29 protein-coding genes are annotated in these 21,233 nt (G+C 69.0%); 4 read left to right on the forward strand and 25 right to left on the reverse strand.

What is annotated here, in order from left to right:
• Window positions 1–7 precede the first annotated feature (7 nt).
• The 3 genes from Q9S78_RS01130 to Q9S78_RS01140 all read right to left on the reverse strand — a co-directional run bounded on the left by Q9S78_RS01130 (window position 8) and on the right by Q9S78_RS01140 (window position 1,875).
• The gene (locus Q9S78_RS01130; RefSeq protein ID WP_020098428.1) at window positions 8–592 is read right to left on the reverse strand and encodes a 2'-5' RNA ligase family protein; all 585 of its coding nucleotides are present in this window, start codon (window positions 590–592) and stop codon (window positions 8–10) included.
• Between the two features lie 23 nt (window positions 593–615).
• Window positions 616–1,170 carry a GNAT family N-acetyltransferase gene (locus Q9S78_RS01135; protein WP_020098427.1) on the reverse strand — a complete coding sequence of 185 codons (555 nt, stop codon included), beginning with the start codon at window positions 1,168–1,170 and terminating at the stop codon, window positions 616–618.
• A 399-nt stretch (window positions 1,171–1,569) separates the two neighbouring features.
• A complete protein-coding gene (locus Q9S78_RS01140) occupies window positions 1,570–1,875 on the reverse strand; it encodes a hypothetical protein (protein ID WP_020098426.1) in 306 nt (101 codons plus the stop codon).
• 120 nt (window positions 1,876–1,995) lie between these two features.
• Between Q9S78_RS01140 and Q9S78_RS01145 the strand changes: the two genes are divergently transcribed.
• Complete coding sequence (locus Q9S78_RS01145) at window positions 1,996–2,649, forward strand: hypothetical protein (protein WP_018187650.1); 654 nt, start codon at window positions 1,996–1,998, stop codon at window positions 2,647–2,649.
• Between the two features lie 8 nt (window positions 2,650–2,657).
• On the opposite strand, the gene Q9S78_RS01150 is transcribed toward Q9S78_RS01145, so the two are convergent.
• The 4 genes from Q9S78_RS01150 to Q9S78_RS01165 form a co-directional block, all read right to left on the reverse strand.
• Window positions 2,658–4,088, reverse strand: a complete 1,431-nt coding sequence (locus tag Q9S78_RS01150) for a glycosyltransferase family 39 protein (protein WP_311858277.1) — start codon at window positions 4,086–4,088, stop codon at window positions 2,658–2,660.
• A 74-nt stretch (window positions 4,089–4,162) separates the two neighbouring features.
• Complete coding sequence (locus tag Q9S78_RS01155; RefSeq protein WP_311858279.1) at window positions 4,163–4,567, reverse strand: arsenate reductase ArsC; 405 nt, start codon at window positions 4,565–4,567, stop codon at window positions 4,163–4,165.
• A complete protein-coding gene (locus Q9S78_RS01160) occupies window positions 4,564–5,280 on the reverse strand; it encodes an aquaporin (protein ID WP_311858281.1) in 717 nt (238 codons plus the stop codon). The genes Q9S78_RS01155 and Q9S78_RS01160 overlap by 4 nt, the downstream gene beginning before the upstream one ends.
• Before the next feature lie 48 nt (window positions 5,281–5,328).
• On the reverse strand, window positions 5,329–6,648 hold the full coding sequence (locus tag Q9S78_RS01165) for an FAD-dependent oxidoreductase (RefSeq protein WP_311868350.1): 1,320 nt from the start codon (window positions 6,646–6,648) through the stop codon (window positions 5,329–5,331).
• A gap of 93 nt (window positions 6,649–6,741) precedes the next feature.
• On the opposite strand from Q9S78_RS01165, the gene Q9S78_RS01170 reads away from it, so the two are divergent.
• Window positions 6,742–7,092, forward strand: coding sequence for an ArsR/SmtB family transcription factor (locus Q9S78_RS01170; RefSeq protein WP_311868353.1), 351 nt, complete (start codon window positions 6,742–6,744; stop codon window positions 7,090–7,092).
• A complete protein-coding gene (locus tag Q9S78_RS01175) occupies window positions 7,089–7,592 on the forward strand; it encodes a GNAT family N-acetyltransferase (protein WP_311868356.1) in 504 nt (167 codons plus the stop codon). Before Q9S78_RS01170 ends, Q9S78_RS01175 begins: the two co-directional genes overlap by 4 nt.
• A 58-nt stretch (window positions 7,593–7,650) precedes the next feature.
• Here Q9S78_RS01175 and rpsN read toward each other — a convergent pair whose 3' ends face one another.
• From rpsN to Q9S78_RS01240, 13 genes are all read right to left on the reverse strand, one after another.
• Entirely contained in the window at window positions 7,651–7,956 is a 306-nt protein-coding gene (rpsN, locus tag Q9S78_RS01180; protein ID WP_018187657.1) for a 30S ribosomal protein S14, read from the reverse strand.
• A gap of 4 nt (window positions 7,957–7,960) precedes the next feature.
• Entirely contained in the window at window positions 7,961–8,131 is a 171-nt protein-coding gene (gene rpmG / locus Q9S78_RS01185) for a 50S ribosomal protein L33 (RefSeq protein ID WP_005051772.1), read from the reverse strand.
• Window positions 8,131–8,367, reverse strand: a complete 237-nt coding sequence (gene rpmB / locus Q9S78_RS01190; RefSeq protein WP_311868359.1) for a 50S ribosomal protein L28 — start codon at window positions 8,365–8,367, stop codon at window positions 8,131–8,133. The genes rpmG and rpmB overlap by 1 nt, the downstream gene beginning before the upstream one ends.
• A 171-nt stretch (window positions 8,368–8,538) precedes the next feature.
• Complete coding sequence (locus Q9S78_RS01195) at window positions 8,539–9,165, reverse strand: HEAT repeat domain-containing protein (RefSeq protein ID WP_020098417.1); 627 nt, start codon at window positions 9,163–9,165, stop codon at window positions 8,539–8,541.
• A gap of 85 nt (window positions 9,166–9,250) precedes the next feature.
• The gene (locus Q9S78_RS01200) at window positions 9,251–9,916 is read right to left on the reverse strand and encodes a DNA-3-methyladenine glycosylase (protein ID WP_311868366.1); all 666 of its coding nucleotides are present in this window, start codon (window positions 9,914–9,916) and stop codon (window positions 9,251–9,253) included.
• Window positions 9,913–11,301, reverse strand: coding sequence for a hypothetical protein (locus Q9S78_RS01205; protein WP_311868369.1), 1,389 nt, complete (start codon window positions 11,299–11,301; stop codon window positions 9,913–9,915). The genes Q9S78_RS01200 and Q9S78_RS01205 overlap by 4 nt, the downstream gene beginning before the upstream one ends.
• The gene (locus Q9S78_RS01210) at window positions 11,291–12,058 is read right to left on the reverse strand and encodes a TIGR03943 family putative permease subunit (protein WP_311868371.1); all 768 of its coding nucleotides are present in this window, start codon (window positions 12,056–12,058) and stop codon (window positions 11,291–11,293) included. The genes Q9S78_RS01205 and Q9S78_RS01210 overlap by 11 nt, the downstream gene beginning before the upstream one ends.
• A gap of 4 nt (window positions 12,059–12,062) precedes the next feature.
• Window positions 12,063–13,094 carry a permease gene (locus Q9S78_RS01215; protein ID WP_311868373.1) on the reverse strand — a complete coding sequence of 344 codons (1,032 nt, stop codon included), beginning with the start codon at window positions 13,092–13,094 and terminating at the stop codon, window positions 12,063–12,065.
• Window positions 13,084–13,512, reverse strand: a complete 429-nt coding sequence (locus Q9S78_RS01220; protein ID WP_311868375.1) for a Fur family transcriptional regulator — start codon at window positions 13,510–13,512, stop codon at window positions 13,084–13,086. Before Q9S78_RS01220 ends, Q9S78_RS01215 begins: the two co-directional genes overlap by 11 nt.
• A gap of 9 nt (window positions 13,513–13,521) precedes the next feature.
• Window positions 13,522–14,421: a metal ABC transporter permease gene (locus Q9S78_RS01225; protein ID WP_018187665.1), complete on the reverse strand. Its 900-nt coding sequence runs from the start codon at window positions 14,419–14,421 to the stop codon at window positions 13,522–13,524.
• Window positions 14,418–15,230, reverse strand: coding sequence for a metal ABC transporter ATP-binding protein (locus tag Q9S78_RS01230; protein ID WP_116227712.1), 813 nt, complete (start codon window positions 15,228–15,230; stop codon window positions 14,418–14,420). The genes Q9S78_RS01225 and Q9S78_RS01230 overlap by 4 nt, the downstream gene beginning before the upstream one ends.
• Window positions 15,227–16,222, reverse strand: coding sequence for a metal ABC transporter solute-binding protein, Zn/Mn family (locus Q9S78_RS01235; RefSeq protein ID WP_311868377.1), 996 nt, complete (start codon window positions 16,220–16,222; stop codon window positions 15,227–15,229). Before Q9S78_RS01235 ends, Q9S78_RS01230 begins: the two co-directional genes overlap by 4 nt.
• A 71-nt stretch (window positions 16,223–16,293) precedes the next feature.
• Window positions 16,294–16,626, reverse strand: coding sequence for a DUF3140 domain-containing protein (locus tag Q9S78_RS01240; protein WP_311868378.1), 333 nt, complete (start codon window positions 16,624–16,626; stop codon window positions 16,294–16,296).
• A 136-nt stretch (window positions 16,627–16,762) separates the two neighbouring features.
• Here Q9S78_RS01240 and Q9S78_RS01245 point away from each other — a divergent pair, with 136 nt between their 5' ends.
• Entirely contained in the window at window positions 16,763–17,191 is a 429-nt protein-coding gene (locus Q9S78_RS01245; RefSeq protein ID WP_311868379.1) for a BLUF domain-containing protein, read from the forward strand.
• Between the two features lie 10 nt (window positions 17,192–17,201).
• Here the strand turns inward: Q9S78_RS01245 and Q9S78_RS14285 are convergent, their stop codons facing one another.
• The 5 genes from Q9S78_RS14285 to Q9S78_RS01265 all read right to left on the reverse strand — a co-directional run bounded on the left by Q9S78_RS14285 (window position 17,202) and on the right by Q9S78_RS01265 (window position 21,220).
• Window positions 17,202–17,459 carry a DUF6510 family protein gene (locus Q9S78_RS14285; protein ID WP_376716524.1) on the reverse strand — a complete coding sequence of 86 codons (258 nt, stop codon included), beginning with the start codon at window positions 17,457–17,459 and terminating at the stop codon, window positions 17,202–17,204.
• A complete protein-coding gene (locus Q9S78_RS01250; RefSeq protein WP_311868380.1) occupies window positions 17,456–18,190 on the reverse strand; it encodes an FAD-binding oxidoreductase in 735 nt (244 codons plus the stop codon). Before Q9S78_RS01250 ends, Q9S78_RS14285 begins: the two co-directional genes overlap by 4 nt.
• Complete coding sequence (locus Q9S78_RS01255) at window positions 18,187–18,780, reverse strand: molybdopterin-dependent oxidoreductase (protein WP_311868382.1); 594 nt, start codon at window positions 18,778–18,780, stop codon at window positions 18,187–18,189. Before Q9S78_RS01255 ends, Q9S78_RS01250 begins: the two co-directional genes overlap by 4 nt.
• Before the next feature lie 57 nt (window positions 18,781–18,837).
• The gene (locus Q9S78_RS01260; RefSeq protein ID WP_311868384.1) at window positions 18,838–20,172 is read right to left on the reverse strand and encodes a dihydrolipoamide acetyltransferase family protein; all 1,335 of its coding nucleotides are present in this window, start codon (window positions 20,170–20,172) and stop codon (window positions 18,838–18,840) included.
• Between the two features lie 124 nt (window positions 20,173–20,296).
• Window positions 20,297–21,220, reverse strand: a complete 924-nt coding sequence (locus Q9S78_RS01265; RefSeq protein ID WP_376716532.1) for an alpha-ketoacid dehydrogenase subunit beta — start codon at window positions 21,218–21,220, stop codon at window positions 20,297–20,299.
• Window positions 21,221–21,233: the final 13 nt, after the last annotated feature.

Here is a 21,233-nt window from a genome sequence, read left to right on the forward strand (position 1 = left end):
CCGCACCTCAAATGCCGAGTTGGATGACCTCGCTGTGCTCCTCGCCGTTTGCATACGAGACGAGCTCTATCTCGTTGACGGTCTCGCGAACCGGATGCTCGAACTCCTGAACTCGTGCGGATTCGATCGCCTTCCAACCCTCACTCGACAGTGTCTTGCCGTAGACGACGGACATGTGAAAGGTCCAGTCATCGAGGGGCAGCTCACCGAGGCGGTGGAAATCGGTCAGATCCAACAAGTCGGTCAACGTTGCGTAGGCGGCGATGAGAGAGCGAGTACGAGCAAGTCGCAGAATGAGGATCTGCCACGGCTCAGGGAATGAGTCGACGGCGTCGCCGACGATCTCGATCGGCTGTTGCTGGGAAGCCCAACTGCGGACCAGCGCCGTGAGCTCGCCCCGACGTGTTGGCTCGTAGAAGCCTCGTAGCGTCACGTGCCCGGTGTGCGGGTGTGGAAGTCCCCCCAGAGCCAACGCGTCGTTCTGCTCCATCGCATAGCGATCCGCCACCTCTGAAGTCGGGCGAAGCACCAGGTACTGCTGCCCATCGAGAGATTCGAGCTGCTCCGGGGTATTCATGAACGGAGGGCGCATGCGACGACCATACTCAGCGGGGGTCAGGGAAGCGGATCGGTCGCCAGTATCGACATGAGAACGGCATCGGTCCACTCGTCGTCCCAGAGAAGGGCCTCGCGGGCGCGGCCTTCGTGACGGAAACCGATCTTCTCGTACGAGCGCTGCGCCGACGGGTTGAAGGCGTATACCTCGAGGTAAATGCGGTGCAGGCCGATCGAGAATCCCCATTCGACGACCGCACGCCCGGCCTCGGTGCCGTACCCGAGGCCGCGGACGGTGGAGTCGGTCAGCGCGATCCGGTAGCTCATTGCGAGGTTGTCGAGGTCGAGCTCGTTCAGCACCACCTCACCGATGTGCATGCCGTCCCGGTCGAGGATGGCGAAGTCCGCCCTGTCGGGTGCGCCAGGAAGACGCTGGAGATGCGCGTTGACGCGTTCGCGCGAGAACTCGCCGCGGGTGCCCGTGAGACGTAGGGCATCGGGATCCTCGAGGCCCGCCAGCGTGGTTTCTACATAGTCCGGGCCCAGTTGCACGAGCGTCAGGCGCTCGGTGGTGAGCACGGGCTGAGCGGCAAGAGCGGACTCGACGGGAGACATGAGTACCAGCCTATTGAGGCGGGAAAGGAACGGATGAGTCCCCCTACCCCGATCAACAACAGCTCGGAACGTGAGTACAAGGACTCAAGGTCGGGGCTTCTCAGAATGTTAGGGACACCGCACCACGGACGAACCCGACAACGGCGCATTCAGGGAACCCGCTGCCCAAGGTTGCTCCGACCATAACGTTCCCCGTGTCGACCTAAAGTCGATATTCCCGAGACGCAGCCTTCGCCGGACAGACGAGTAACTAAGCCCATCGGCGGTGGCGAATGGCTTCCTGACCCACGACTCCGGGCCACAACCCACCCTGCTCGCGCCGCGAGGACGCGTTCCGCGAGCAGCGACCTGATGCATGCCGTGGAGGTCGATGAAGCACGCTGAAAGACGTTGAGCTTCTCAGTCCTCGAGTTCCTCCAACTCGGCGAGCGCCTGCTTCGCTCTGCGGAGACGCTCGTCCTCCGGCTCGTCCCACCAATATGGGCCCCGCTCACCGAGCCCGTGCTTCGCGAGATCGACCCGTCGGCGTGCCGCTGACGTGGCGTCGGGATCTTCCTTCGCGCGGCGCACACCTGATCGACCGCGCCCGAGGTGGGAGGTCAGCGCCGCCACGAGGTCTGCGGGCAAGGACGGATCGGTGCGCCGCCACCGCCGCCCGTTGATGGTGAGCCAGCGCTCGTCATCGGAACCGGCGTCATCCGCCATCGATGATCCTCTCAATCGAATCGAGCCAACCAGCCCGCCAGCGTGAGTGTGTCACGCCGTCGCATTGCGTGATGTCACCCTTTGGTTGACACTCACGATCTTCGCTCGTACGCTCGCCCCATGGCCGGATCATCCACGAGCGACATGTCGCTTGCCGAGCTCGCCTCACTCGTGGAGGCCGCCGGAGCAGGCGCCCCTCCCGATTCGGGTGGTGAGGTTCGGGGCATCCGTCACGCCGACGAGTTGGTGCGACGTTCGCGCGAGCGCTTGCAGGAGGTGGTTTCCACTGCGCGTTCTCACGACGTCTCGTGGCAGGAGATCGGTGATGCGCTCGGGGTCAGCCGACAGGCGGCCTTCAAGCGATTCGGCGCCAAGGGCGAGGGGGAAACGATGGCAGCACCGGGGATAGACCTGACGGATCGGACCAGCGAGGTGTTCGCGCACCTGGACGCCGGCGACTACGAGGCGGTGCGGGCGCACATGACGTATACCTGCGGCCGCGCGCTGACCAAACGCAAGCTGATGGGCGTGTGGGATGAGGTCCGGGGCGAATCCGGTCGCCTCGACGCGTGTGTCGAGGCGACGGTGCGGACGGCCGACGGCAGCACACCACTGGCCAAGCTCGCCAACCGGCATCTGAGCACGGGAGCGATCGTGCAGGTGACCCTCCAGCATGAGGCCGGCGAGTGGATTGGACGCGTCGCCTACAACGGTTCCGGCAAGATCACCGGCATCCTCATCGCCCCGCCGGGGTCACGCGACCTGCCGTTCTGACCTTCCGCTCAGCGCGCGTCATCCCGGCGCCACTCGCCCACCGTCAGACCACCGACGTCTCGAACGGATGCCGGAGCGTATCCGTTCGCGGCCAGTTGCTGCGCGAACGCCGACCCGTCTCTCGTCACGACCCAGATGTCGGCGTCGCCGGGAACCTCAGTGAACTTCGGATCGACGAGGGAGTCTGAGTAGGTGCCGGTTCCGACGTAGCTCGATGCGAACGCGATGTCCCGGAGGCCTGCGAAGGCGTCTGGGTAGGCGGCGATGGCGACGCGTGGCCGGGTTCCCGCCGGGCCTCCGGCCTCGAGCAGGATGGCGTCGCCCGGTCGGGCATGCGACGCGATGAAGGATGCCGCGGCGCGAAGGTCGATGCCCCCGGGTTTCGCGGTCGGCAACCGCGACGCGATGACGTGCGGCACGGCGAGTACGCAGATGAGGACGGTCGCAGCGACGAGGCTCCGGCGACGTGCGCCCCCCAGAAGCGAGCCGACCAGGAGCGCGAGTGCCGGCGCCGAGACGGTCAGGTAGCGCGGAGTGAACACCGGCATCCCCGCCAGCGATAGCGTCACGAGCACGGTGCCGGGCAGCAACAGCCAGACGAGGAGCGATACCACGGGGCTCGACAGCGTGACCCGCCACCCCGCTCGCACCGCCACTGCGACCAACAGCGCCAACCCGATCGCCATCCAGAACGCCGAGCCGAACATCGGCTCTATCAGCACGGTGTAGAGGTTGACGTCCTGCTCGGACAGCCACGCCACCTGACCTCGTTGCGGAATCATCGCGAGCACGAGGGGCGCGGCGAGCAATCCGGGAACGACCAGCGCGGCCGAAACCCGAACGACGCGCGTGCGCCACGCAAGGGTGGGGTCGTCCGCGAGCAGCGCGAGCGCGGGAAGCACGAACAGGCCATACGCGAACATCCACACCGAAGCCGTAGCAGCCGCCCCCACAGCGACCCACGGTGCCCAGCCACGGCGCTCACGCGCCCACGCGACGAGCACGGCGGCGACGACCAGCAAGGCGGTGCCCATCGCATACGACCGCGCCTCGATGCCCTGCGTCGTGATCCTCGGGAGGGCGACGAAGACCACCACCGCCAGGATGCCGGGGGCCACCCCGAACCACCGACGGCCGAGATGGAACACACCGGTCGCCCCGACGGCGACGGCGAGCGCAGAGGGGAACCGAACCGAGAACTCGGATTCTCCGAAGACCTGGATCCACCCGTGCATGACGAACGCGTACAGTCCGTGAACGGCATCCCGCTGCATCACGAAGCCGAAGAACTCCGGCAAGGGCAGCCGTGCGAGCTGCAGTGTGGCGGCCTCGTCGTACCAGAACGAGGGCACCCACGACCCCGCCATCGTGATGACGAGCGCTGCGGCGAAAACGACGAGCGACGCCTTGCCTCTCACGACGCTGTCGCCGACTCTCATTCCCCCGCCGATCGACACCTCAGGCCATGTGCCCTCAGACTACCGATCCGAGCGTCATCGCCGACCGCGGCCTCCTAGACCAGGCTGGCGACGAGTCCTTCAACCCGCCCGCGGATGTCGTCGCGGACCTCACGGACGACGTCGAGGGGCTGCCCGGCGGGGTCGGTGAGTTCCCAGTCCTCGTAGCGCTTGCCGGGGAAGATCGGGCAGGCGTCGCCGCATCCCATCGTGATCACGACGTCGGCCTGACGCACGGCGTCGGTGGTCAGGACCTGCGGGACGGCACCGGCGAGGTCGATGCCTTCCTCCGCCATGACGGCGACGGCGTTCGGGTTCACGGCGTTGCCGGGCTCACTCCCGGCAGAGAACACGTCGATGCGGTCTCCGGCGATCGCGCGGAGGTATCCGGCCGCCATCTGCGATCGGCCGGCGTTGTGGACGCAGACGAAGAGGACGGCGGGCTTGGTGGTCTCGGTCATGAGTGCTCCTGCGGGGTGGTTTCGGGTTCGGTGGGGATGACGGCACGGCCGGCTGCGCGTGTGGCTGTCGGCTGGAGGACGAGGAGGAGGCCGAGCCCGACGGTGGCGCCGACGAGTTGCGCCAGGATGAACGGCACGGCGGATGCCGGGGCGATTCCGGCGAAGGTGTCGGTGAAGATGCGGGCGACCGTGACCGCAGGGTTCGCGAACGATGTCGAGCTGGTGAACCAGTACGCAGCGCCGATGTACGCCCCGACGGCTGCGGCGGTCACGCTCGGCGTGCTCGTACGGGCGAGGGTGAAGATCAGCAGCACGAGCCCGGCGGTGGCGACGACTTCTCCGATGAGCTGCCCGGGAGTTGCTCGCTGATGCGTCGAGAACGCGGGCGCGACGTCGAACATCACGCCCGCCAGGAGCGTCCCGGCGACGCCGCCCGAGAGCTGAGCGGCCAGGTAGCCCCCGAGGTCGGTCGTGGGAAGGCCACCGGCGCGGCGCCGACCGAGCACCCAGTCCGCGAGCGAGACGGCGGGGTTGAGATGCGCCCCTGACACGGGGCCGAGCATGAGGATCAGCACAGCAAGGCCGAGAGCCGTGGCAAGGCTGTTCTCGAGCAGCTGCAGGCCGACGTCGTTCGGGGAGAGTCGCTGGGCGGCGATCCCCGAGCCGACGACGACGGTGACGAGCATCCCCGTTCCGACGAACTCGGCCAGCATCCGGCGCGCCACCGGTGGCCGACACGATGCAGTGTGCATATCCACGGATCAGACGGATGCCGGGGCGCGGCCGACCTGCACGAGCGCGACAGGCGGGGCGCAGCACGCCCCACCGAGCGAGGCTCCGGACGCATCGAACAGTCCCGCGCCGCCGCACACGCCCGTGTCCGGCAGGACCAGCTCTACGCGGCGGGCGGCTTCGTGATCGCCTGCCAGCTCGGCCACGACGCTGCGCACCTGCTCGTACCCGGTGAGGGCGAGGAATGTCGGCGCACGACCGTAGGACTTCGCCCCGACGAGGTAGAAGTTCTGCTCCGGCTGAGCGAGGTCCGCTGCGCCCGTCGCGGCGACGGAACCGCACGAGTGGACGTTCGGATCGACCTCCGCGGCGATCCGCACCGGCGCCTGGAGTGTCGGGTCGAGCTCCAATCGCAGCTCGGAGAGGAACGACAGGTCGGGACGGAACCCGGTCAACACCACGACGCGGTCGGCGGTGAGGGTGCGACCGTCCTCCGCGACCAAAGTGGGTCTTTCTCCGTCATGAGTGACCCGCTCGACGCGGAACCCGGTGACGAGGGAGACGAGACCGGCCTCGACATACTCTTTCGCCCGGATCCCCAATGCGCCGCGCGCAGGCAGCTCGTCGGCATCCCCTCCACCGAACGTGTTGCCGGCGGTCGCGCGGCGCAGCGCCCAGGTCACGGTCGTCGAGGGGTCGCGACGAGCCATACGGGCAAGGGCCAGGACGGCGGTCACCGCGGAGTGCCCGGAGCCGATCACGATCGTGTGCTTGCCGGAGAAACCCGCCCGATCGCGGAAGTCGGGGATGCGGTACGAGAGCAGGTCCGCCGCGGAAGCCTCCCCCAGCGCGGGCAGGCCGTCGGCTCCGGCAGGGTTCGGACTGGCCCACGTGCCGGATGCGTCGATCACGGCCCGCGCCTGCAGCCGGTACTCCTCCCCCTCGGAGGGCGAGATGTGGACCGTGAACGGCTGCTCCCCGCGGTCGGCATCGACGAGCCGGTCCCGACCCATCCGGGAGACACCCGTAACGCGGGAGCCGAAGCGGATCCGATCACCCAACGCCGTGGCGAGGGGGGCGAGGTACTTCCCGATCCACTGGTCGCCGGTGGGGTATCCGGCACCGGGCGCCTGCCACCCCGACGTGCTCAGAAGGCGGGCGCCGGCCGCGTCGATGAGCTCGGGCCATTCGGAGAACAAGCGGACGTGACCCCACTCCGCGACAGCCGCAGCAGGGGCAGAACCGGCCTCGAGGACCACGACGGGCATGTTCCGCTCGATGAGGTGTGCCGCAGCGGCGAGCCCCTGCGGACCTGCACCGATGACGACGACGGGCAGGACATCGTCCACCTGGGGCCTCCTCACACGCATCGACAAAGCTCGATGGATAGAGGATGCACAGATCCATCGACAGATGTCAATACGACGTGAGAAGATGACCGCATGCCTGCACACCTCCCGCTTCTCGCCCCGTCCGAAGGTGCAGTGTGCTGCGGGACGGTTACGGGCAGTGTGATCTCGGTGGAGGATGCGGAGCGCACCGCGCGGGTCTTCAAAGCGCTCGGCGACCCCACCCGTGTGCGTCTGCTCTCCCTGATCGCCGCCTCCGCCGACGGCGAAGCGTGCATCTGCGATCTCACCGAGCCCGTCGGGCTGTCTCAGCCGACCGTCTCCCATCACATGAAGCAGCTCGTCGACGCGGGACTCGCGACGCGCGAGCAGCGGGGCCGATGGGCCTACTACCGCGTCGTCACCGACGCGCTCGGCGCGGCATCCCAGACCCTCCGTCCATGACCGACGCCACCATCCGGGCCCTGACCGCGCACGACTGGCCCCAGGTGGAGTCGATCTACCGCGAAGGCATCGCAGCGGGGAACGCGACCTTCGAGAGCGCACCCCCGTCGTGGGAGGAGTTCGACCGAGCAAAGCTCCAGGTCGGCAGACTCGTCGCCGCCGACCCCACCGGCACGGTGCTCGGCTGGGTCGCCGCTTCCCCCGTCTCGACGCGTGAGGTCTACCGAGGGGTCGTGGAGCATTCCGTCTACGTCGCCGATAGCGCCCAGGGCCGGGGCGTCGGCAGAGGTCTCCTCGAGGCTTTCGTGACGGATGCCGCCGCCGCCGGCATCTGGATGGTCCAAGCGAGCATCTTCCCCGAGAACATCGCCAGCTTGACGCTGCACGAGCGGGCCGGTTTCCGCCAGGTCGGTCGCCGCGAACGCATCGCGTACATGACTCACGGCCCGTGGGCCGGCACCTGGCGCGACACGATCCTCATCGAACGTCGGGCCGACTGAGCCCCCGGAAACGACGAAGCCCCCGTCCGGAGACGGGGGCTTCGTGCGGAAGTGGTGCTTACCAGCTCGACTTGGTCACGCCGGGCAGCTCGCCACGGTGCGCCATCTCGCGGAAGCGGACACGCGAGATGCCGAACTTCGACAGGTGGCCGCGGGGGCGTCCGTCGATGGCGTCGCGGTTGCGCAGGCGGACCGGCGACGCGTTGCGGGGAAGCTTCTGCAGGCCGACGCGGGCGGCCTCGCGGGCCTCGTCGGTCGCGTTCGGGTCCACGAGGGTCTTCTTCAGCTCGGCACGCTTCTCGGCGTAGCGGGCGACGATGACCTCGCGCTGGTTGTTGCGCGCGATCTTGCTCTTCTTCGCCATGCGATCAGCGCTCCTCTCGGAATTCGACGTGCTTGCGGATCACCGGGTCGTACTTCTTGAGCACGATGCGGTCGGGGTTGTTGCGGCGGTTCTTGCGCGTCACGTAGGTGTACCCCGTGCCGGCGGTCGAACGCAGCTTGATGATCGGACGAACGTCCTGAGCCTTCTTCGCCATTAGAGCTTCACACCCTTCGCGAGGAGGTCCTTCACGACCGACTCGATGCCGCGGGCGTCGATGACCTTGATGCCCTTAGCCGAGACGTTCAGCGTGATCTTGCGACCAAGCGAAGGAACGAAATAGGTCTTCTTCTGCACGTTCGGGTCGAAGCGGCGCCTCGTCCGGCGGTGCGAGTGCGAGATGTTGTGACCGAAGCCGGGAACAGCTCCAGTCACCTGGCACACTGCTGCCATAGTGATTCTCCTTAGTACCGTGACACCGGACGGTGCCACCCAAGATCCCTTGTCTGCACCCCGCTCCCGGACACGGCTGTAGGCCGTCTTCTGAGGGTGGGATGCGAACTGCGTGCTGGAGTGCGCGCAGACGAAGAGTGAGTCTAGCACGGCCGGGCGTGTCGCCTTGACTCAGGCGGATGCCGCGGCCACTGCCTCGTCGTACGTCTGCTCCGGGTCATCCATGAGTCGAGCCGTCACGGCCGCATGGGCGCGCGTGTACGGGCCGCCGGTCGCGAGGGCCCAGTCGACCTGCGGGCGGGCGGGCTCACCGAGCGTCGCGAACGCCTCGCTGAGGCTCCGCCGAGTGTCGTCCTCGCCGCGGGCGAACTGCGTCGCCAGGGTCGTCGCGAGAGCGGATGCCTCGGCTGCCGGCACGTGCCGGGCCGCCGTGCGCCAGGCCACGCGTGCGACCGCGTCGTCGGCATCCTTCAGGAGGTCGGAGGTGATCGCCGGCCACACGCGCGGCCCGCCGATCTTCGACATGGTGTGCAGCGCCTGCGCGCGGATCTGCGCACCGCGCGAGCCCAGTTCGACGAGGAGCCGGTCGATGACCTCATCGGCGTCGTGCCGGGTCAACGCCCAGGTCAGCATCTCGCGCACGAGGAACTGCGGCTCGATGCGGCACTGCGCCACGAGCACCGGGATGTACTCCGAGCGCGGGTGGGTGCCGGCCGTCATGGCGGCCTGCACACGCGCCGACGGGTCGAGCGACGCGAGCGCCGCCTCGAGGCGGTCTGCGGCGGTGGTGTCGGTCACGGGTCACCTCACGGGGTCGGGTGGGAGGCGGCATCCCACCCTCACGGCAACGCGCCGAGGCCGGCGGGTGTTCCCGGGCGCCGAATCAGCCCGCCGCCTCGCGCGCGCCGCGGCCCCAGCGGAACGCCGACACGGTCGGGTCGCCCGGAATCCAGAAGCGCCACGGGAACGCATCCGTCCCGGCGATCCCCGCGACACCGACCCGGGGTCCCGTCGCGATCTCGGCCAGCGGCTCGGCGAGCAGGAACAGCCGCGCGCTCGCGCCGGCCCGCTCCTCCCCCGTGACCGCGTCGATCCCGTCGTGGATCGGATGCCGGAGCCCCACCGCATCGCCGAGGCGGCCCGGCCCGCGGGCCAGGTCGCGCGCGACGCGCGCCGCGGGACGGCGGGCGTGCGCGGCATCTGCTCCGTCGACGACCTCTCCGGCGCGCAGCAGGATTCCGCCGGCGACGCCCTCGGGACCGCTCACGACGTTGACGCACGAGTGGATGCCGTGGCTCAAGTAGACGTACAGATGGCCTGGCTCGCCCCACATCGTCGCGTTGCGGGCGGTCGGCCCCATGCGGGCGTGCGAGCCGGGGTCGACCTGCGGGCCGGTACCCCGCCCGTGGTACGCCTCGACCTCGGTGATGCGGAGCGCCACCGAACCGATCGACGTCTGCACCCGCAGCTCGCCACCGAGCAGCGCGGGGGCGACCTCGGCCGGGAGCCCTTCGAGCGCCTCGCGCGTCGCGGGAACCAGCGAGGTCATTGCGACGGAGCCTTGCGGCACCACGCGACGTCGAACCCCTCGAGCGTCGTGATCTGCTTCCCGTCGAAGCTGAAGATCCGGGTCTCGAGCTTCTTCGGGAGGGGCAGCGTGTACCCGTCGTACGGGTTGTCGACCACGTCGGGCGCGATGACGAGGGCCGCGTATCGACCGCTCGGCGAGACGCAGGTCTGCAGCAGGCCGTCGGCGGTGTCGACTTTCGCGACGACGCTCGTCTTGCCGGCGGCATCCACTCGCAGGATGTTCGTCCCCAGCGGGTTGAGTCCGTCGAACGGGGTGAGCGCGCGAAGCGTCGAGCCATCGGACATCGCGAGGACCGACCCGGTCTGGCCGAGGTCGGCGGATGTCGGGGGCAGGGGCTTCTCCTTCGCCGAGGCGAGGTCGACGACGACGGGTCCCTCAAGCCGTTCGACGTAGGCCGTCGTGCCCGAGATGTCGTCGATGCCGGTCGCGTTGCCGAGCTCCACGGGCGCGGCGCCCGTCGACGAGACGAGACTGAGGGCGCCGTCGAAGGTGAGCATGAGGATCGTGTCGGTGCCCGGTACGAAGCGCCAGTCCTCGACGCGGGGGTCCGCACCGGTGACCTTTATCTCGGTCGGCTTCGCCGCGGGATCGGCCGTCGATCCGGTGAAGAGCAGGCTCTCACGGCCGCCGGATGCCGAGATGTCGGCATCCGTGAAGGTGTAGCCGATCGTGTTGCCCCGCTCGGCGCTCTGCAGGTTCGTGACGACGCCCTTGCCCGGCAGGGTCAGCTCCTGCCGGTGTGTGCCGTCGGTGCGGGTGACGACGAGGTGCGAGACGCCGTCCTTCACGGTCGAGACGACGAGGCTGGCCGCGGTGGCCCGGAAGTCCTCGATGTGCTCGTCCTCGAAGACGGGTTCGTTGTCGCCGTCGAGGCCGACGCGGTAGATCTTGTCGCCGCCCTCGCCGCGCTGCAGGACGTAGGAGTGCAGCTTCGGGGTCGAGAACGACTCCTCGACCGTCGAGGTCGGCCCGCCGCCGAGGCCCGCGAGCCGGTCGATGCGGATCGTGTACGTCGTCTCGTCCCAGAGCGGGTCGGTGAAACGGATGCCGACGCTCCGCCCCGACGTATCGACGGTGAACGGCGCCGCGGGGGTCACGGTAACCTGCGAGGCATCCACCTTCTGCAGCGACTGCGTCGTCTCGAAGATGAGGCGCGACCCGGCCGAGCTGACCGCGGCCGCGGCGTCGGACTGCACCGAGGTGACGCGGGGACCCTGCAGGGTGGTCACCAGGCCGCCGGCGAGCGCCACCACGCCGAGCACCGCGACGACCGCGAGGACGCGCACCGAGAACCCGCGCGCCCGCCGCCGCTGGCGATGGGAGCGGCGGCTGTCAGAACTCATACGGATCCTTGGGCTCGGCGATCGGCTTCACCGATGCCGCCGCCACCTGCAGCTGCCCGTTCACGTCGCGGATGGTGCCCGTGACGGTGACCCACTGGCCGTCGTCCGGAATGTCGTCGGCCGTGACCGGCAGGCTCGCCGGCTGCGCGTCGATGACGCAGTGCGTGATGATGAGCCGCGTCAGGTCGAAGCCGCCCTTACCGGGGGCGACGAACCCGGTGAGCGAGATCTCGGTGCCGTCGAACACCTCGGGGTCGGTCGCCGTCGCGAACACGCTCGCCCAGTCGCCGATGCCGAACGAGGCGGTGTCTCCGGTGATCGCCAGCGCCACCGTGTCGGACCCCTGGAACAGCGGCGGGGCTCCCGTGTTGCGCGAGGCCGCGAGCTCCGCGGACAGCGTCGCCGGCGGGACGACGAGCATCGTCGTGGCGGCCCCGAGGGCGAGCACGCCGCCCGCGACCGTCGCCGCTGTTCCGATGAGCTGCCGGCTCGTCCGCGGCGCGTGATCGTGGTGGTCGTGGTCGTGGTCGGCATCCACCGCGGGAGCATCGCCGTGGTCGTGCCCGTGGTCCTCGGCCGCGCCGAGCGGCAGCAGGAAGCTCAGGACCGAGCCGACCAGCGCGAGCACCGCCATCGACACGGCGAACCACGACGACTCGGGGTTGATGTACAGACCGAGCCGGCCGGTCACCGCGAGGGCGATCGTCAGGGCGGCGATGGATGCCACGGCACCAACGCCCAGCATCCGGAACCACACCGTGTCACGCAAGGAGGTTCACCACCCCTCCGATCGCCGCCGCTGCGAGGACGACCGTCGCCACGAGGACGCCGAGCACCCGCGTCCGGAAGGTGGTGCGCAGGAGCGCGAGCATCTTCACGTCGACGAGGGGTCCGACGAGCAGGAACGCGACGATCGCACCGGGGGTGAACGTCGAGGCGAACGACAGCGCGAAGAACGCGTCGACGTTCGAGCAGATCGACACGATCATCGCGAGCATGATCATCGCGGCGATCGACAGGGCCGGGTTCGACCCGATCGACAGCAGCACGTTGCGCGGGACGATGACCTGGACAGCGCCGGCGACGGCGGATCCGATGATGAGGGCCGGCATGACCGCGCGCAGCTCGACGACGAACTGGGCGAGGCTGCGGCGGGCACGGTCGCCGCTCACGCCCTGCTCGGCCAGACACGCGTCACGGAAGCGGTCGGTGATGAGGGCGTCCTGATCGGGATGCCGGCTGTACAGCCATCCGATGACGTTGGCGATCAGGTAGCCGCCGAGCAGACGGGCGACGAGGATGCCGTCGTCGAAGCCGAAGGCCTGGTGGGTGGTGATGATGACGATCGGGTTGACGATGGGCGCCGCCACCAGGAACGTCAGCGTCTCGGCGACCGAGAACCCGCGCATCATGAGGCCGCGGGCGAACGGGACGTTGCCGCACTCGCACACCGGGATCAGCATGCCGAGGAGCGACAGGACGGCACGGCGACCCCACGCGTTCCGCGGCATCCACCGTTCGATGACCCCCGGCGGCACCCACACCTGCACGACGATCGACAGGATCACGCCGAGCATGACGAACGGCAGCGACTCGATGAGCACGCTGAGGGCGAGGGTCAGACCGTCCTGGGCTCGCGTGGGCAGTTCGGGCGACGGGCTCCACAGGGCGACGCCGATGAGCGCGAGGACGGCGAGGAGCCCGAGCCCCAGCCAGAGCGCGCCGCGCGCAGCCGACCCCGGTGAGGGAGTCGACGATGCTCGGGATACCGCGGGGCGGACCTCAGTCCGCACGGGCCTCAAGCCGGTCGTCGCCCTGCGCGATCCTCGCGGAGCACTCGGCGCACGTGCCGAAGATGTCGACGACGTGCTCGGCATCGGTGAACCCGTTCGCCGCCGCCGTCCGCTTCGCCCAGGTCTCGACCTCGTCGGCCTGGATCTCGACGGCCTTGCCGCACACCCGGCAGATGAGGTGGTGGTGGTGGCCGGTACTGGCGCAGGCGCGGTAGATCGCCTCGCCCTCGGGCGACTGGAGCTGATCCGCCTCACCGCTCGCGGCGAGGGTCGCGAGCGCCCGGTAGACGGTCGCGAGACCGATGCCGGTGTTCTCGTCGCGAAGGGCGGCGTGCAGATCCTGAGCGCTCACGAACCCGGGAGCGTCGGACAGCGCCGAGCGCACGCGCTCTCGCTGCCAGGTGTTGCGCTGGGCCATGGGCGGATTCTACGCGCGGACGCTAGCGACGGGCTGGGTGCGGTGCGCGGCATCCGTGCGCTCCACCCGGCCCCGCCGGTCGCCGACGACACGGCAGACGAGGTAGATGACGAACGAGATCGTCGTGATGTACGGGCTCACCGGCAGGGTTCCGGCGACGGCGAGCAGGATGCCGCCGACCGCCGAGACGACGCCGAACAGGGCCGCGAGCAGTGGGACCGCGACGGGGCCGTGCGCGATGCGCGCCGCGGCGGCGGCCGGCGTCACGAGCAGCGCGAGGACGAGCAGCGCGCCGATGATGTGGACGGCCACGGCGACCGCGAGTCCCAGCAACAGCATGAACGCGAGCGAGATCAGCCCCGTCGGCACGCCGCGCGCCGCCGCGGACTGCGGGTCGAGCGAATCGAATCGCAGCGGTCGCCAGATCAGCAGAAGCGCCACCAGCACGACGGCGGAGATCGCGATCAGCCAGGTCAGCTGGTCGGACTGCACCGACACGATCTGCCCCGTCAGGAGGCTGAACCGGTTGGCGCTGCGCCCGTTGTAGAGCGCGAGGAAGAGGATGCCGAGGCCCAGACCGAACGGCATGAGTACGCCGATGATCGAGTTGCGGTCGCGGGCGCGCGAGCCGAGCCAGCCGATCAACGCCGCGGCGACCATCGACCCGACGATCGACCCCGTGACGACGTCCGCGCCGATCAGGAGCGCTGCCGCCGCACCGGCGAACGAGAGCTCGCTGATGCCGTGCACGGCGAACGCCATGTCGCGCTGCAGGACGAAGACGCCGATGAGCCCGCCGACGAGGCCGAGGATGGCACCCGCCCACACCGAGTTCTGCACGAGCGCGAGGATCTGCCCGTACACGGGTACGCCGCCGAACATGGCGTTCGCGATGTCGTCCCAGTTCATGCGTGGTCCTCGTGATGGTGGTGGGATGCCTCGGCGTCGGGAGCGCCGACGACGACCAGACGGTCGCCCGCTTCGAGCACGAACACGGGAGCGCCGTAGAGGTCGGTGAGGACCTCGGAGGTGAGGACGTCCTTCGGTGCGCCGAGGGTGAACCGCCCGTTCGCGATGTAGAGGATGCGGTCGACCTTGCCGAGCAGCGGGTTGATGTCGTGGGTGACGAGCAGGACCGCGGCACCGCTGCGGCGGTGCCGGTCGATGAGACCGACGACGGCCTGCTGGTTCGCGAGGTCGAGACTGGTCAGCGGCTCGTCGCAGAGGAGCAGACGGGGGTCGTCGGCGAGGGCCTGACCGACGCGCAGGCGCTGCTGCTCCCCACCCGACAGGATGCCGACGGGTCGATCGGCGAAGTCGGTGGCGCCGATCGCGGCGATCAGCTCGTCGACCCGCTCGCGGTCTCTGCGCCGCGGGATCGGGGGCCCGAAGCGGTGCCCGTTGACCCCCAGGGCGACGAGGTCGCGGCCGCGGAGTGCGGTGTCGCGCGGGAGCGGCCGGGTCTGCGGCAGGTAGCCGATGCCGCGGTTCCCCGCGCGGGCGACCCGCTTGCCGTCGACCTCGACCGTGCCCTCGCTGAGGTCCTCGAGTCCGAGGATGGCGCGCAGAAGGGTGGTCTTGCCCGAGCCGCTGGGGCCGAGGACGGCGATCAACTCACCCGGCTCGACCGTGAGGTCGAGTCCGCTCCAGAGCTCGCGTCCGCCGCGCCGGAGCGCGGCACCCCGGATCTCGAGAGGGGGTGATGCGTGCCGGGTCACCGGGTCAGCGTACCCGCCAGCTCGTCGATGTTCTTCTGCATCCACTCGACGTAGGTCAGACCATCCGGGAGGATCTCCGTGAACTTCAGAACGGGGATGTCGTTCTTCTCCGCAAACTTCACCACCTCGGTGGTCTCGGCACCGCCGGTCTGGGCATTGACGATGACGGTTCGGACCTCCCCGGAGTCGAGGATCTTCGTCGCCGCGAGCAGTGTCGCGGGCGGCACGTCCTGACCCTCTTCCACCGCTTCACTGAACGCCTCGGGGGTCGCGTTCTCGAGACCGGCCGCAGCCGTGAGGTACAGCGGTACGGGCTCGGTGACGAAGATCTTCTCGCCCGCGTGTGCGGCGGAGATCTTCTCGAGAGAGGTCTCGAGCCCCGCGATGCCATCGATGAGCTTCTTCGCGTTGGCCTCGAAGGTGTCGGCCTTGGCGGCATCCAGTTCACCCAGTTCGTGAGCGATCTCCTCGACGACGTGCTCCACTGTGTGCGGGTCGTACCAGACGTGCTCGTTGAACCCCTCGATGTGGTCGTGCCCGGCGTGATCACCGTCGCCGGCGTGATCGTGTTCCTCACCCTCGGCGTGCGTCTCGTCGGAGTGCCCCTCATTGCCGGGGTAGTCGTGCGAGTACTCGACGGCCGTGATGACCGGAGCCTTCGTACCGCTCGCCTCGATGAGTCCGTCGAGGAACGCGTCGTACCCGGCCCCGTTCTCGATCACGAGGTCGGCTTGCGAGACCGTGAGCTGGTCGCGCGCGGACGCCTCGTATGAATGTGGATCCTGCGAGAGAGAGTCGATGATCGACGTGACCTCGACGTCGTTCCCCCCGATCGCCTCGGCGATCGAGCCGTAGACGTTCGTCGACGCGACGATCTTGAGAGGGACAGCGTCACCCGAGGACGCTGCGGGGCTGGTCGCGGTGGAGCAGCCGGCGAGGACGAGAACGGATCCCGCCGCGAGAGCGACGAGAGCGGGCACACGAGAGGTCATGACCGCGAGTCTACGTCCTGTTGATAACGGTTCTCAAACTCAGCCGCCAGCGCCCAGCCAATCCATCACCATCACTTCTTCGGGTCATGGCCCCAGTTCATGAGGGAGTAGCGCCAATCGGTGTCGGTCACGTCGCCTTTCGGGCGCTGCTCCGAGTGCCGAGCGACATATCCATGGACCTTCTTCATGTGCTCGTAGTCGGCATCCGTCAGATCGTCCTTCTTCTTACGGAGGATCTTCACGATCCGGCGCCCGGAGGCATGCCCGGTGGACTCGCCTCCCCCGGACTTCTGGCCCACGCCCTTCGACTCGTCCGTGTCGAGCCATTTCTCGATCTGAGCGGCCGTCATGTTGACCGCATCGTCGAAGTCCTTCTTGATCTGCTGCTGCTCGTCGGCGTCCATTCCCAGAATGTGCCCGTCGTCGCAGAGTTCTTCCAAGGGGTTGCGCAAGGGGCGGATCGGCTTTTCACCCGGTGTTACTGTCATCGGACCGGGGGGATCGGAACCACCCGGCGCCTTACCCCGGGAGAGCTCGAGCATGACCGACCAGCTGACCTTCATCGCCTACGCGAGCCGTGCCACCGAGCCTTTCGACCATGCGCGCCTGGTCGAGCTCCTCACCGAGAGCCGGGCGAACAACGAGCGCGACGGGATCACCGGAATGCTCGTCTACAGCGACCCCGACTTCATCCAGATCCTCGAAGGACCGGATGCCGCAGTCCGAGCGCTCCTCGAGCGCATCGGCCGCGATCCCCGACACACCGATGTCCGCATCCTCCTCGACGAGCGGGGCAGCGAGCGGAAGTACTCGACGTGGTCGATGGGCTACGAACCGACGACGCGCGGTGACGGGTCTGCCGAGGCGGTCGCCGCGATCCAGATCGCACCCGACGACGCGTCGACGCGCGAGTCGGCCGACGCCCTCGGCGGCTGGTTCAGAGAGAAGGCGGGCGCGGAGCACGACTGAGCCCTCGCGTTCACCGTCGCGCGATCGACACGCGCGCCAGTCCGGACAGACTGACGTGCATATCCGTGGGCGTGCGGACAACGACCGCGAGCACCCCGTGGCAGGCCTCGCATCGGGCGACCGCACCCATCGCCGTCACGTAGGCATGCGCCCTCGCGAGCTCGGAACGGTGTCGGCACCCCGCGCACTCGCCGATCGCTCCGGTCGAGTCGAACCCGAACAGATCCGCGAGCATCCCCGCTAGCGCGTTCCCGTCCACGTGCGTCATCCGCTGCCTCCGAAACGTTCGGTCCGTATCCGCGCGGCACCGTGCCCGAGCTCCGAGAGCCACCCGGAGACGGTCTCCACGAACGGCGTGGGCCCGCACACGAAGATGCGCGGCGCCACCTCCGCGGGGAACGTCAGCTCGGCGAGGGACTCCCGGGTCAGTCGGCCCGGCTGACGCGGCGACCCGATCGGAGATCGTCGCGTGTGCACGATATCGACCTGCGTCTGCGTCAACTCGCCCAGTTCGCTCGCGAAGAAGACGTCGTCGGGTGTGCGGGCCGAGTACAACAGCCGGAAGTCCGCCCCGTGGGGCTGCCGTTCCCGCGCGTCGGCCATGGCGAAGAGGGGCACCACGCCGGAGCCGCCCGAGATGAGCTGCACCGGTGCGGGGTCGGCGTCCTCCGGCATCCAGACGAAGTAGCGGCCCAGCGGTCCGTGCACCTCGAGCTCGTCTCCCTCCTGCAGATCGTGAACCAGGTAGGGCGACACCTCGCCGGAGGTGACCTCATCGACCGCGAGGACGACCCGTGTCGCGGGCCCCGACGAGGCGATCGAATATGACCGCGACGCCTGGTACCCGTCGGGCGCGGTCAGTCGGATGTCGAGATGCGAGCCGGCGTGATTTCCCGGCCACGTCGGGACGTCGATCTCGAGGCGGACAGCCGACGCGGTCTCCGGACGCCGAGCGACGACGCGACCGACGTGCCAGCCCGCTCGGAACAGTTCCGTCACCAGTAGCGTTCCTCGCGCCACGGATCGCCGCGGAGGTGGTAGCCGTTCTGCTCCCAGAACCCGGGCTCATCGGTGGGCATCATCCGCATCTCGGCGACCCACTTGGCGCTCTTCCAGAAGTACAGGTGCGGCACGAGCAGCCGCGCCGGTCCGCCGTGCTCCGCCGTCAGCGGCTCACCGTCCGCCTCGGTCGCGATCCACGCCTGCCCCTCGAGCAGATCGTCGAGGGGAACATTCGTGGTGTACCCGTCATGCGTGCGCACCATGACGAAGTCGCAGGAGGTCTCGACATCCTCGAACAGCCGATTGACGGAGACACCGCGCCACGGCATCCCGAGGCGTGACCAATGGGTGACGCAGTGGATGTCGGTGACGACGTCCTCCACGCCGACCTCGTGCAGGGTGCCCCAGTCCCAGCGATGCTGGACGCCCGTCTCGGTGGTGATCGTGAAAGACCACTCGTCCGTGGAGATGTCCGGAGTCGGGCCGGCGGTCAGAACGGGCCAGTCGTCGACGAGCGTCTGACCCGGCGGCAACCGGGGGTCACTCGTGCCGCGCCGACCGCCGAACCCGCGATTGATGATCGCCATGGGAGATGCCTATCGTGCCCGGCATCGTCTCGTCAACGACGGGCGCGAGCAGGGCGTTCAGTCGAGCAGGAGCGCCGGCTCCTCGAGCACCGACGCAACGTCGGCGATGAAGCGGCTGATGCCGTCGCCGTCGATGACGCGGTGGTCGAACGATCCCGACACGGTCGTCACGAAGCGCGGGCGCACCTCGCCGTCGACGACCCACGGCTTCTGGCGGATCGTGCCCATGGCGATGATGCCGGACTCGCCCGGATTGATGATCGGAGTCCCGGCATCCATCCCGAAGACACCGATGTTCGTGATCGTGAACGTGCCGCCCTGCTGATCGGCCGGAGTCGTCTTGCCGTCACGCGCGGTGGCGGTCAGCTTCTCGAGAGCCCGCGCGAGACCGCGCATGTTGAGGTCCTGCGCGTCCTTGATGTTCGGCACGAGCAGGCCGCGCGGCGTCGCCGCGGCGATGCCGAGGTTGACGTAGTGACGCACGCGGATCTCGGCGCCGTTCTCGGTCTCGACCCACGCGGCGTTGATCATCGGCGTGCGCCGGAGAGCCCAGATGACGGCGCGCGAGAAGATCAGCAGCGGCGAGATCTTCACGTCGGCGAAGTCCGGCGAAGCTTTCAGCCGCTTGACGAGCTCCATCGTGCGGGTCGCGTCGACGTCGGTCCAGACCGACACGTGCGGCGCCGTGTACGCGCTCGAGGTCATCGCGTTGGCAGTCGCCTTGCGCACGCCCTTCACCGTGATGGCCTCTTCGCGGGCGTCAGCCTGAGGTGCTGCAGGAGCGGGGACGGATGCCGCCGGTGCCGCGACGGGGATCGAGAGCTCGCGCTCCTCGGGGAGGTCGGGGGTCGCGATGTTGCGGAAGACCGAGGCCTGCTCGGCGTGGCGGACGACGTCCTCGCGGGTGACCTCGCCGGCGGTGCCGCTCGGCGACACGTCGGCCAGATCGACGCCGAGGTCGCGGGCGAGCTTGCGGATCGGGGGCTTCGCGACGACGCCCACGGCGCGGGTCACGGGCTTCTCGGCGGGCTTGCGGCGACGCGACTTCACCTCGCCGCCGGTGCCGTAGCCGACGAGCACCGAGCCACCGGGCTCCTCGGCGGGCTTCTCACCGTGCTCGGAGCGGCCGATGTCGGCATCCGGCTGCCCCTCGCCACCGGCGATCGTGATGATCGCCGCGCCGACCTCGACGGTCGTGCCCTCGGTGGCGAGGATGTCGCCGACCGTGCCGCTGAACGGCGACGGCAGCTCGACGAGCGACTTGGCCGTCTCGATCTCGACGAGGACGTCGTTGACGTCGACGCTGTCGCCGGGCGCCACACGCCACTGCACGATCTCGGCCTCGGTGAGTCCTTCGCCGACGTCCGGCAGGTGGAAGGTCTGCGTGCTCATGTCATCTCCATCCCCGCGAGACTGCAGTCGCGCGCCGAGACAGCGGGCTCACGCCGCAGTCTCGGCGCACACGTGCAGTCTCGCGGACGTGCGGGGGTCGCGGGTAGGGGGGCATCGTCGGGGGTCAGTAGGCGAGGGCGCGGTCGACGGCCTCGAGGATGCGGTCGGCATCGGGGAGGTACTGGCCCTCGAGCTTCGCGGGCGGGAACGGCACGTCGAAGCCCGAGACCCGCAGGACCGGCGCCTCGAGGGCGTAGAACGCCTTCTCCATGACGGTCGCCGCGACCTCGGAGCCCACCGACACGTTGCCGGGGGCCTCCTGGGCGTAGATCATGCGCCCGGTGCGACGGACGGACTCGAGGATCGGCTCGTAGTCGATCGGCGCGAGCGAGCGGACGTCGATGACCTCGCACGATGTGCCCTCACCCTCGGCGAGCGCGGCGGCCTGCAGGAGAGTCGTGACCATGGCGCCGTGACCGACGAGGGTCACATCGGTGCCCTTGCGGACGACGCGCGAGGCATGGAGCGGCAGGGCGCGTTCGGCGACGTCGACCTCGCCCTTCATCCAGTACTTCGCCTTGGGCTCGAGGAAGATGACCGGGTCGGGCGAGGCGATCGCGTCCTGGATCATCCAGTACGCGTCGTTCGGCGTCGACGGCGAGACGACCCGCAGACCCGGGGTGTGCGCGAAGTACGCCTCGGGGCTCTCCTGGTGGTGCTCGACGGCGCCGATGTGCCCGCCGTAGGGGATGCGGATGACGACGGGGAAGTTCGCGTTCCCCTCGTGGCGGTTCGTGAGCTTCGCGAGCTGCGTCGTGATCTGGTCGAACGCGGGGAAGACGAAGCCGTCGAACTGGATCTCGATGACGGGACGGAATCCGGCCATCGTGAGGCCGATCGCCGTGCCGACGATGCCGGACTCGGCGAGCGGGGTGTCGAGCACGCGCTGCGAGCCGAACTCGGCGTGGAGGCCCTCGGTCACGCGGAACACGCCACCGAGCGGACCGATGTCCTCGCCCATCAGCAGGACGTGGTCGTCGGCGGTCATCGCCGCGCGAAGG

The sequence above is a fragment of the Microbacterium aquilitoris genome (assembly GCF_031932285.1).
Lineage (GTDB): Bacteria > Actinomycetota > Actinomycetes > Actinomycetales > Microbacteriaceae > Microbacterium > Microbacterium aquilitoris.

Bases quoted from the DNA above. Each gene is read 5' to 3' on its own strand.
- Q9S78_RS01130 (WP_020098428.1), bottom strand. From the start codon at position 592: ATGCGCCCTCCGTTCATGAATACCCCGGAGCAGCTCGAATCTCTCGAT.
- Q9S78_RS01135 (WP_020098427.1), bottom strand. From the start codon at position 1,170: ATGTCTCCCGTCGAGTCCGCTCTTGCCGCTCAGCCCGTGCTCACCACC.
- Q9S78_RS01140 (WP_020098426.1), bottom strand. From the start codon at position 1,875: ATGGCGGATGACGCCGGTTCCGATGACGAGCGCTGGCTCACCATCAAC.
- Q9S78_RS01145 (WP_018187650.1), top strand. From the start codon at position 1,996: ATGGCCGGATCATCCACGAGCGACATGTCGCTTGCCGAGCTCGCCTCA.
- Q9S78_RS01150 (WP_311858277.1), bottom strand. From the start codon at position 4,088: ATGAGAGTCGGCGACAGCGTCGTGAGAGGCAAGGCGTCGCTCGTCGTT.
- Q9S78_RS01155 (WP_311858279.1), bottom strand. From the start codon at position 4,567: ATGACCGAGACCACCAAGCCCGCCGTCCTCTTCGTCTGCGTCCACAAC.
- Q9S78_RS01160 (WP_311858281.1), bottom strand. From the start codon at position 5,280: ATGCTGGCCGAGTTCGTCGGAACGGGGATGCTCGTCACCGTCGTCGTC.
- Q9S78_RS01170 (WP_311868353.1), top strand. From the start codon at position 6,742: ATGCCTGCACACCTCCCGCTTCTCGCCCCGTCCGAAGGTGCAGTGTGC.
- Q9S78_RS01175 (WP_311868356.1), top strand. From the start codon at position 7,089: ATGACCGACGCCACCATCCGGGCCCTGACCGCGCACGACTGGCCCCAG.
- rpsN (WP_018187657.1), bottom strand. From the start codon at position 7,956: ATGGCGAAGAAGAGCAAGATCGCGCGCAACAACCAGCGCGAGGTCATC.
- rpmG (WP_005051772.1), bottom strand. From the start codon at position 8,131: ATGGCGAAGAAGGCTCAGGACGTTCGTCCGATCATCAAGCTGCGTTCG.
- rpmB (WP_311868359.1), bottom strand. From the start codon at position 8,367: ATGGCAGCAGTGTGCCAGGTGACTGGAGCTGTTCCCGGCTTCGGTCAC.
- Q9S78_RS01200 (WP_311868366.1), bottom strand. From the start codon at position 9,916: ATGACCTCGCTGGTTCCCGCGACGCGCGAGGCGCTCGAAGGGCTCCCG.
- Q9S78_RS01205 (WP_311868369.1), bottom strand. From the start codon at position 11,301: ATGAGTTCTGACAGCCGCCGCTCCCATCGCCAGCGGCGGCGGGCGCGC.
- Q9S78_RS01220 (WP_311868375.1), bottom strand. From the start codon at position 13,512: ATGGCCCAGCGCAACACCTGGCAGCGAGAGCGCGTGCGCTCGGCGCTG.
- Q9S78_RS01225 (WP_018187665.1), bottom strand. From the start codon at position 14,421: ATGAACTGGGACGACATCGCGAACGCCATGTTCGGCGGCGTACCCGTG.
- Q9S78_RS01235 (WP_311868377.1), bottom strand. From the start codon at position 16,222: ATGACCTCTCGTGTGCCCGCTCTCGTCGCTCTCGCGGCGGGATCCGTT.
- Q9S78_RS01240 (WP_311868378.1), bottom strand. From the start codon at position 16,626: ATGGACGCCGACGAGCAGCAGCAGATCAAGAAGGACTTCGACGATGCG.
- Q9S78_RS01245 (WP_311868379.1), top strand. From the start codon at position 16,763: ATGACCGACCAGCTGACCTTCATCGCCTACGCGAGCCGTGCCACCGAG.
- Q9S78_RS14285 (WP_376716524.1), bottom strand. From the start codon at position 17,459: ATGACGCACGTGGACGGGAACGCGCTAGCGGGGATGCTCGCGGATCTG.
- Q9S78_RS01255 (WP_311868382.1), bottom strand. From the start codon at position 18,780: ATGGCGATCATCAATCGCGGGTTCGGCGGTCGGCGCGGCACGAGTGAC.
- Q9S78_RS01260 (WP_311868384.1), bottom strand. From the start codon at position 20,172: ATGAGCACGCAGACCTTCCACCTGCCGGACGTCGGCGAAGGACTCACC.
- Q9S78_RS01265 (WP_376716532.1), bottom strand. From the start codon at position 21,220: ATGACCGCCGACGACCACGTCCTGCTGATGGGCGAGGACATCGGTCCG.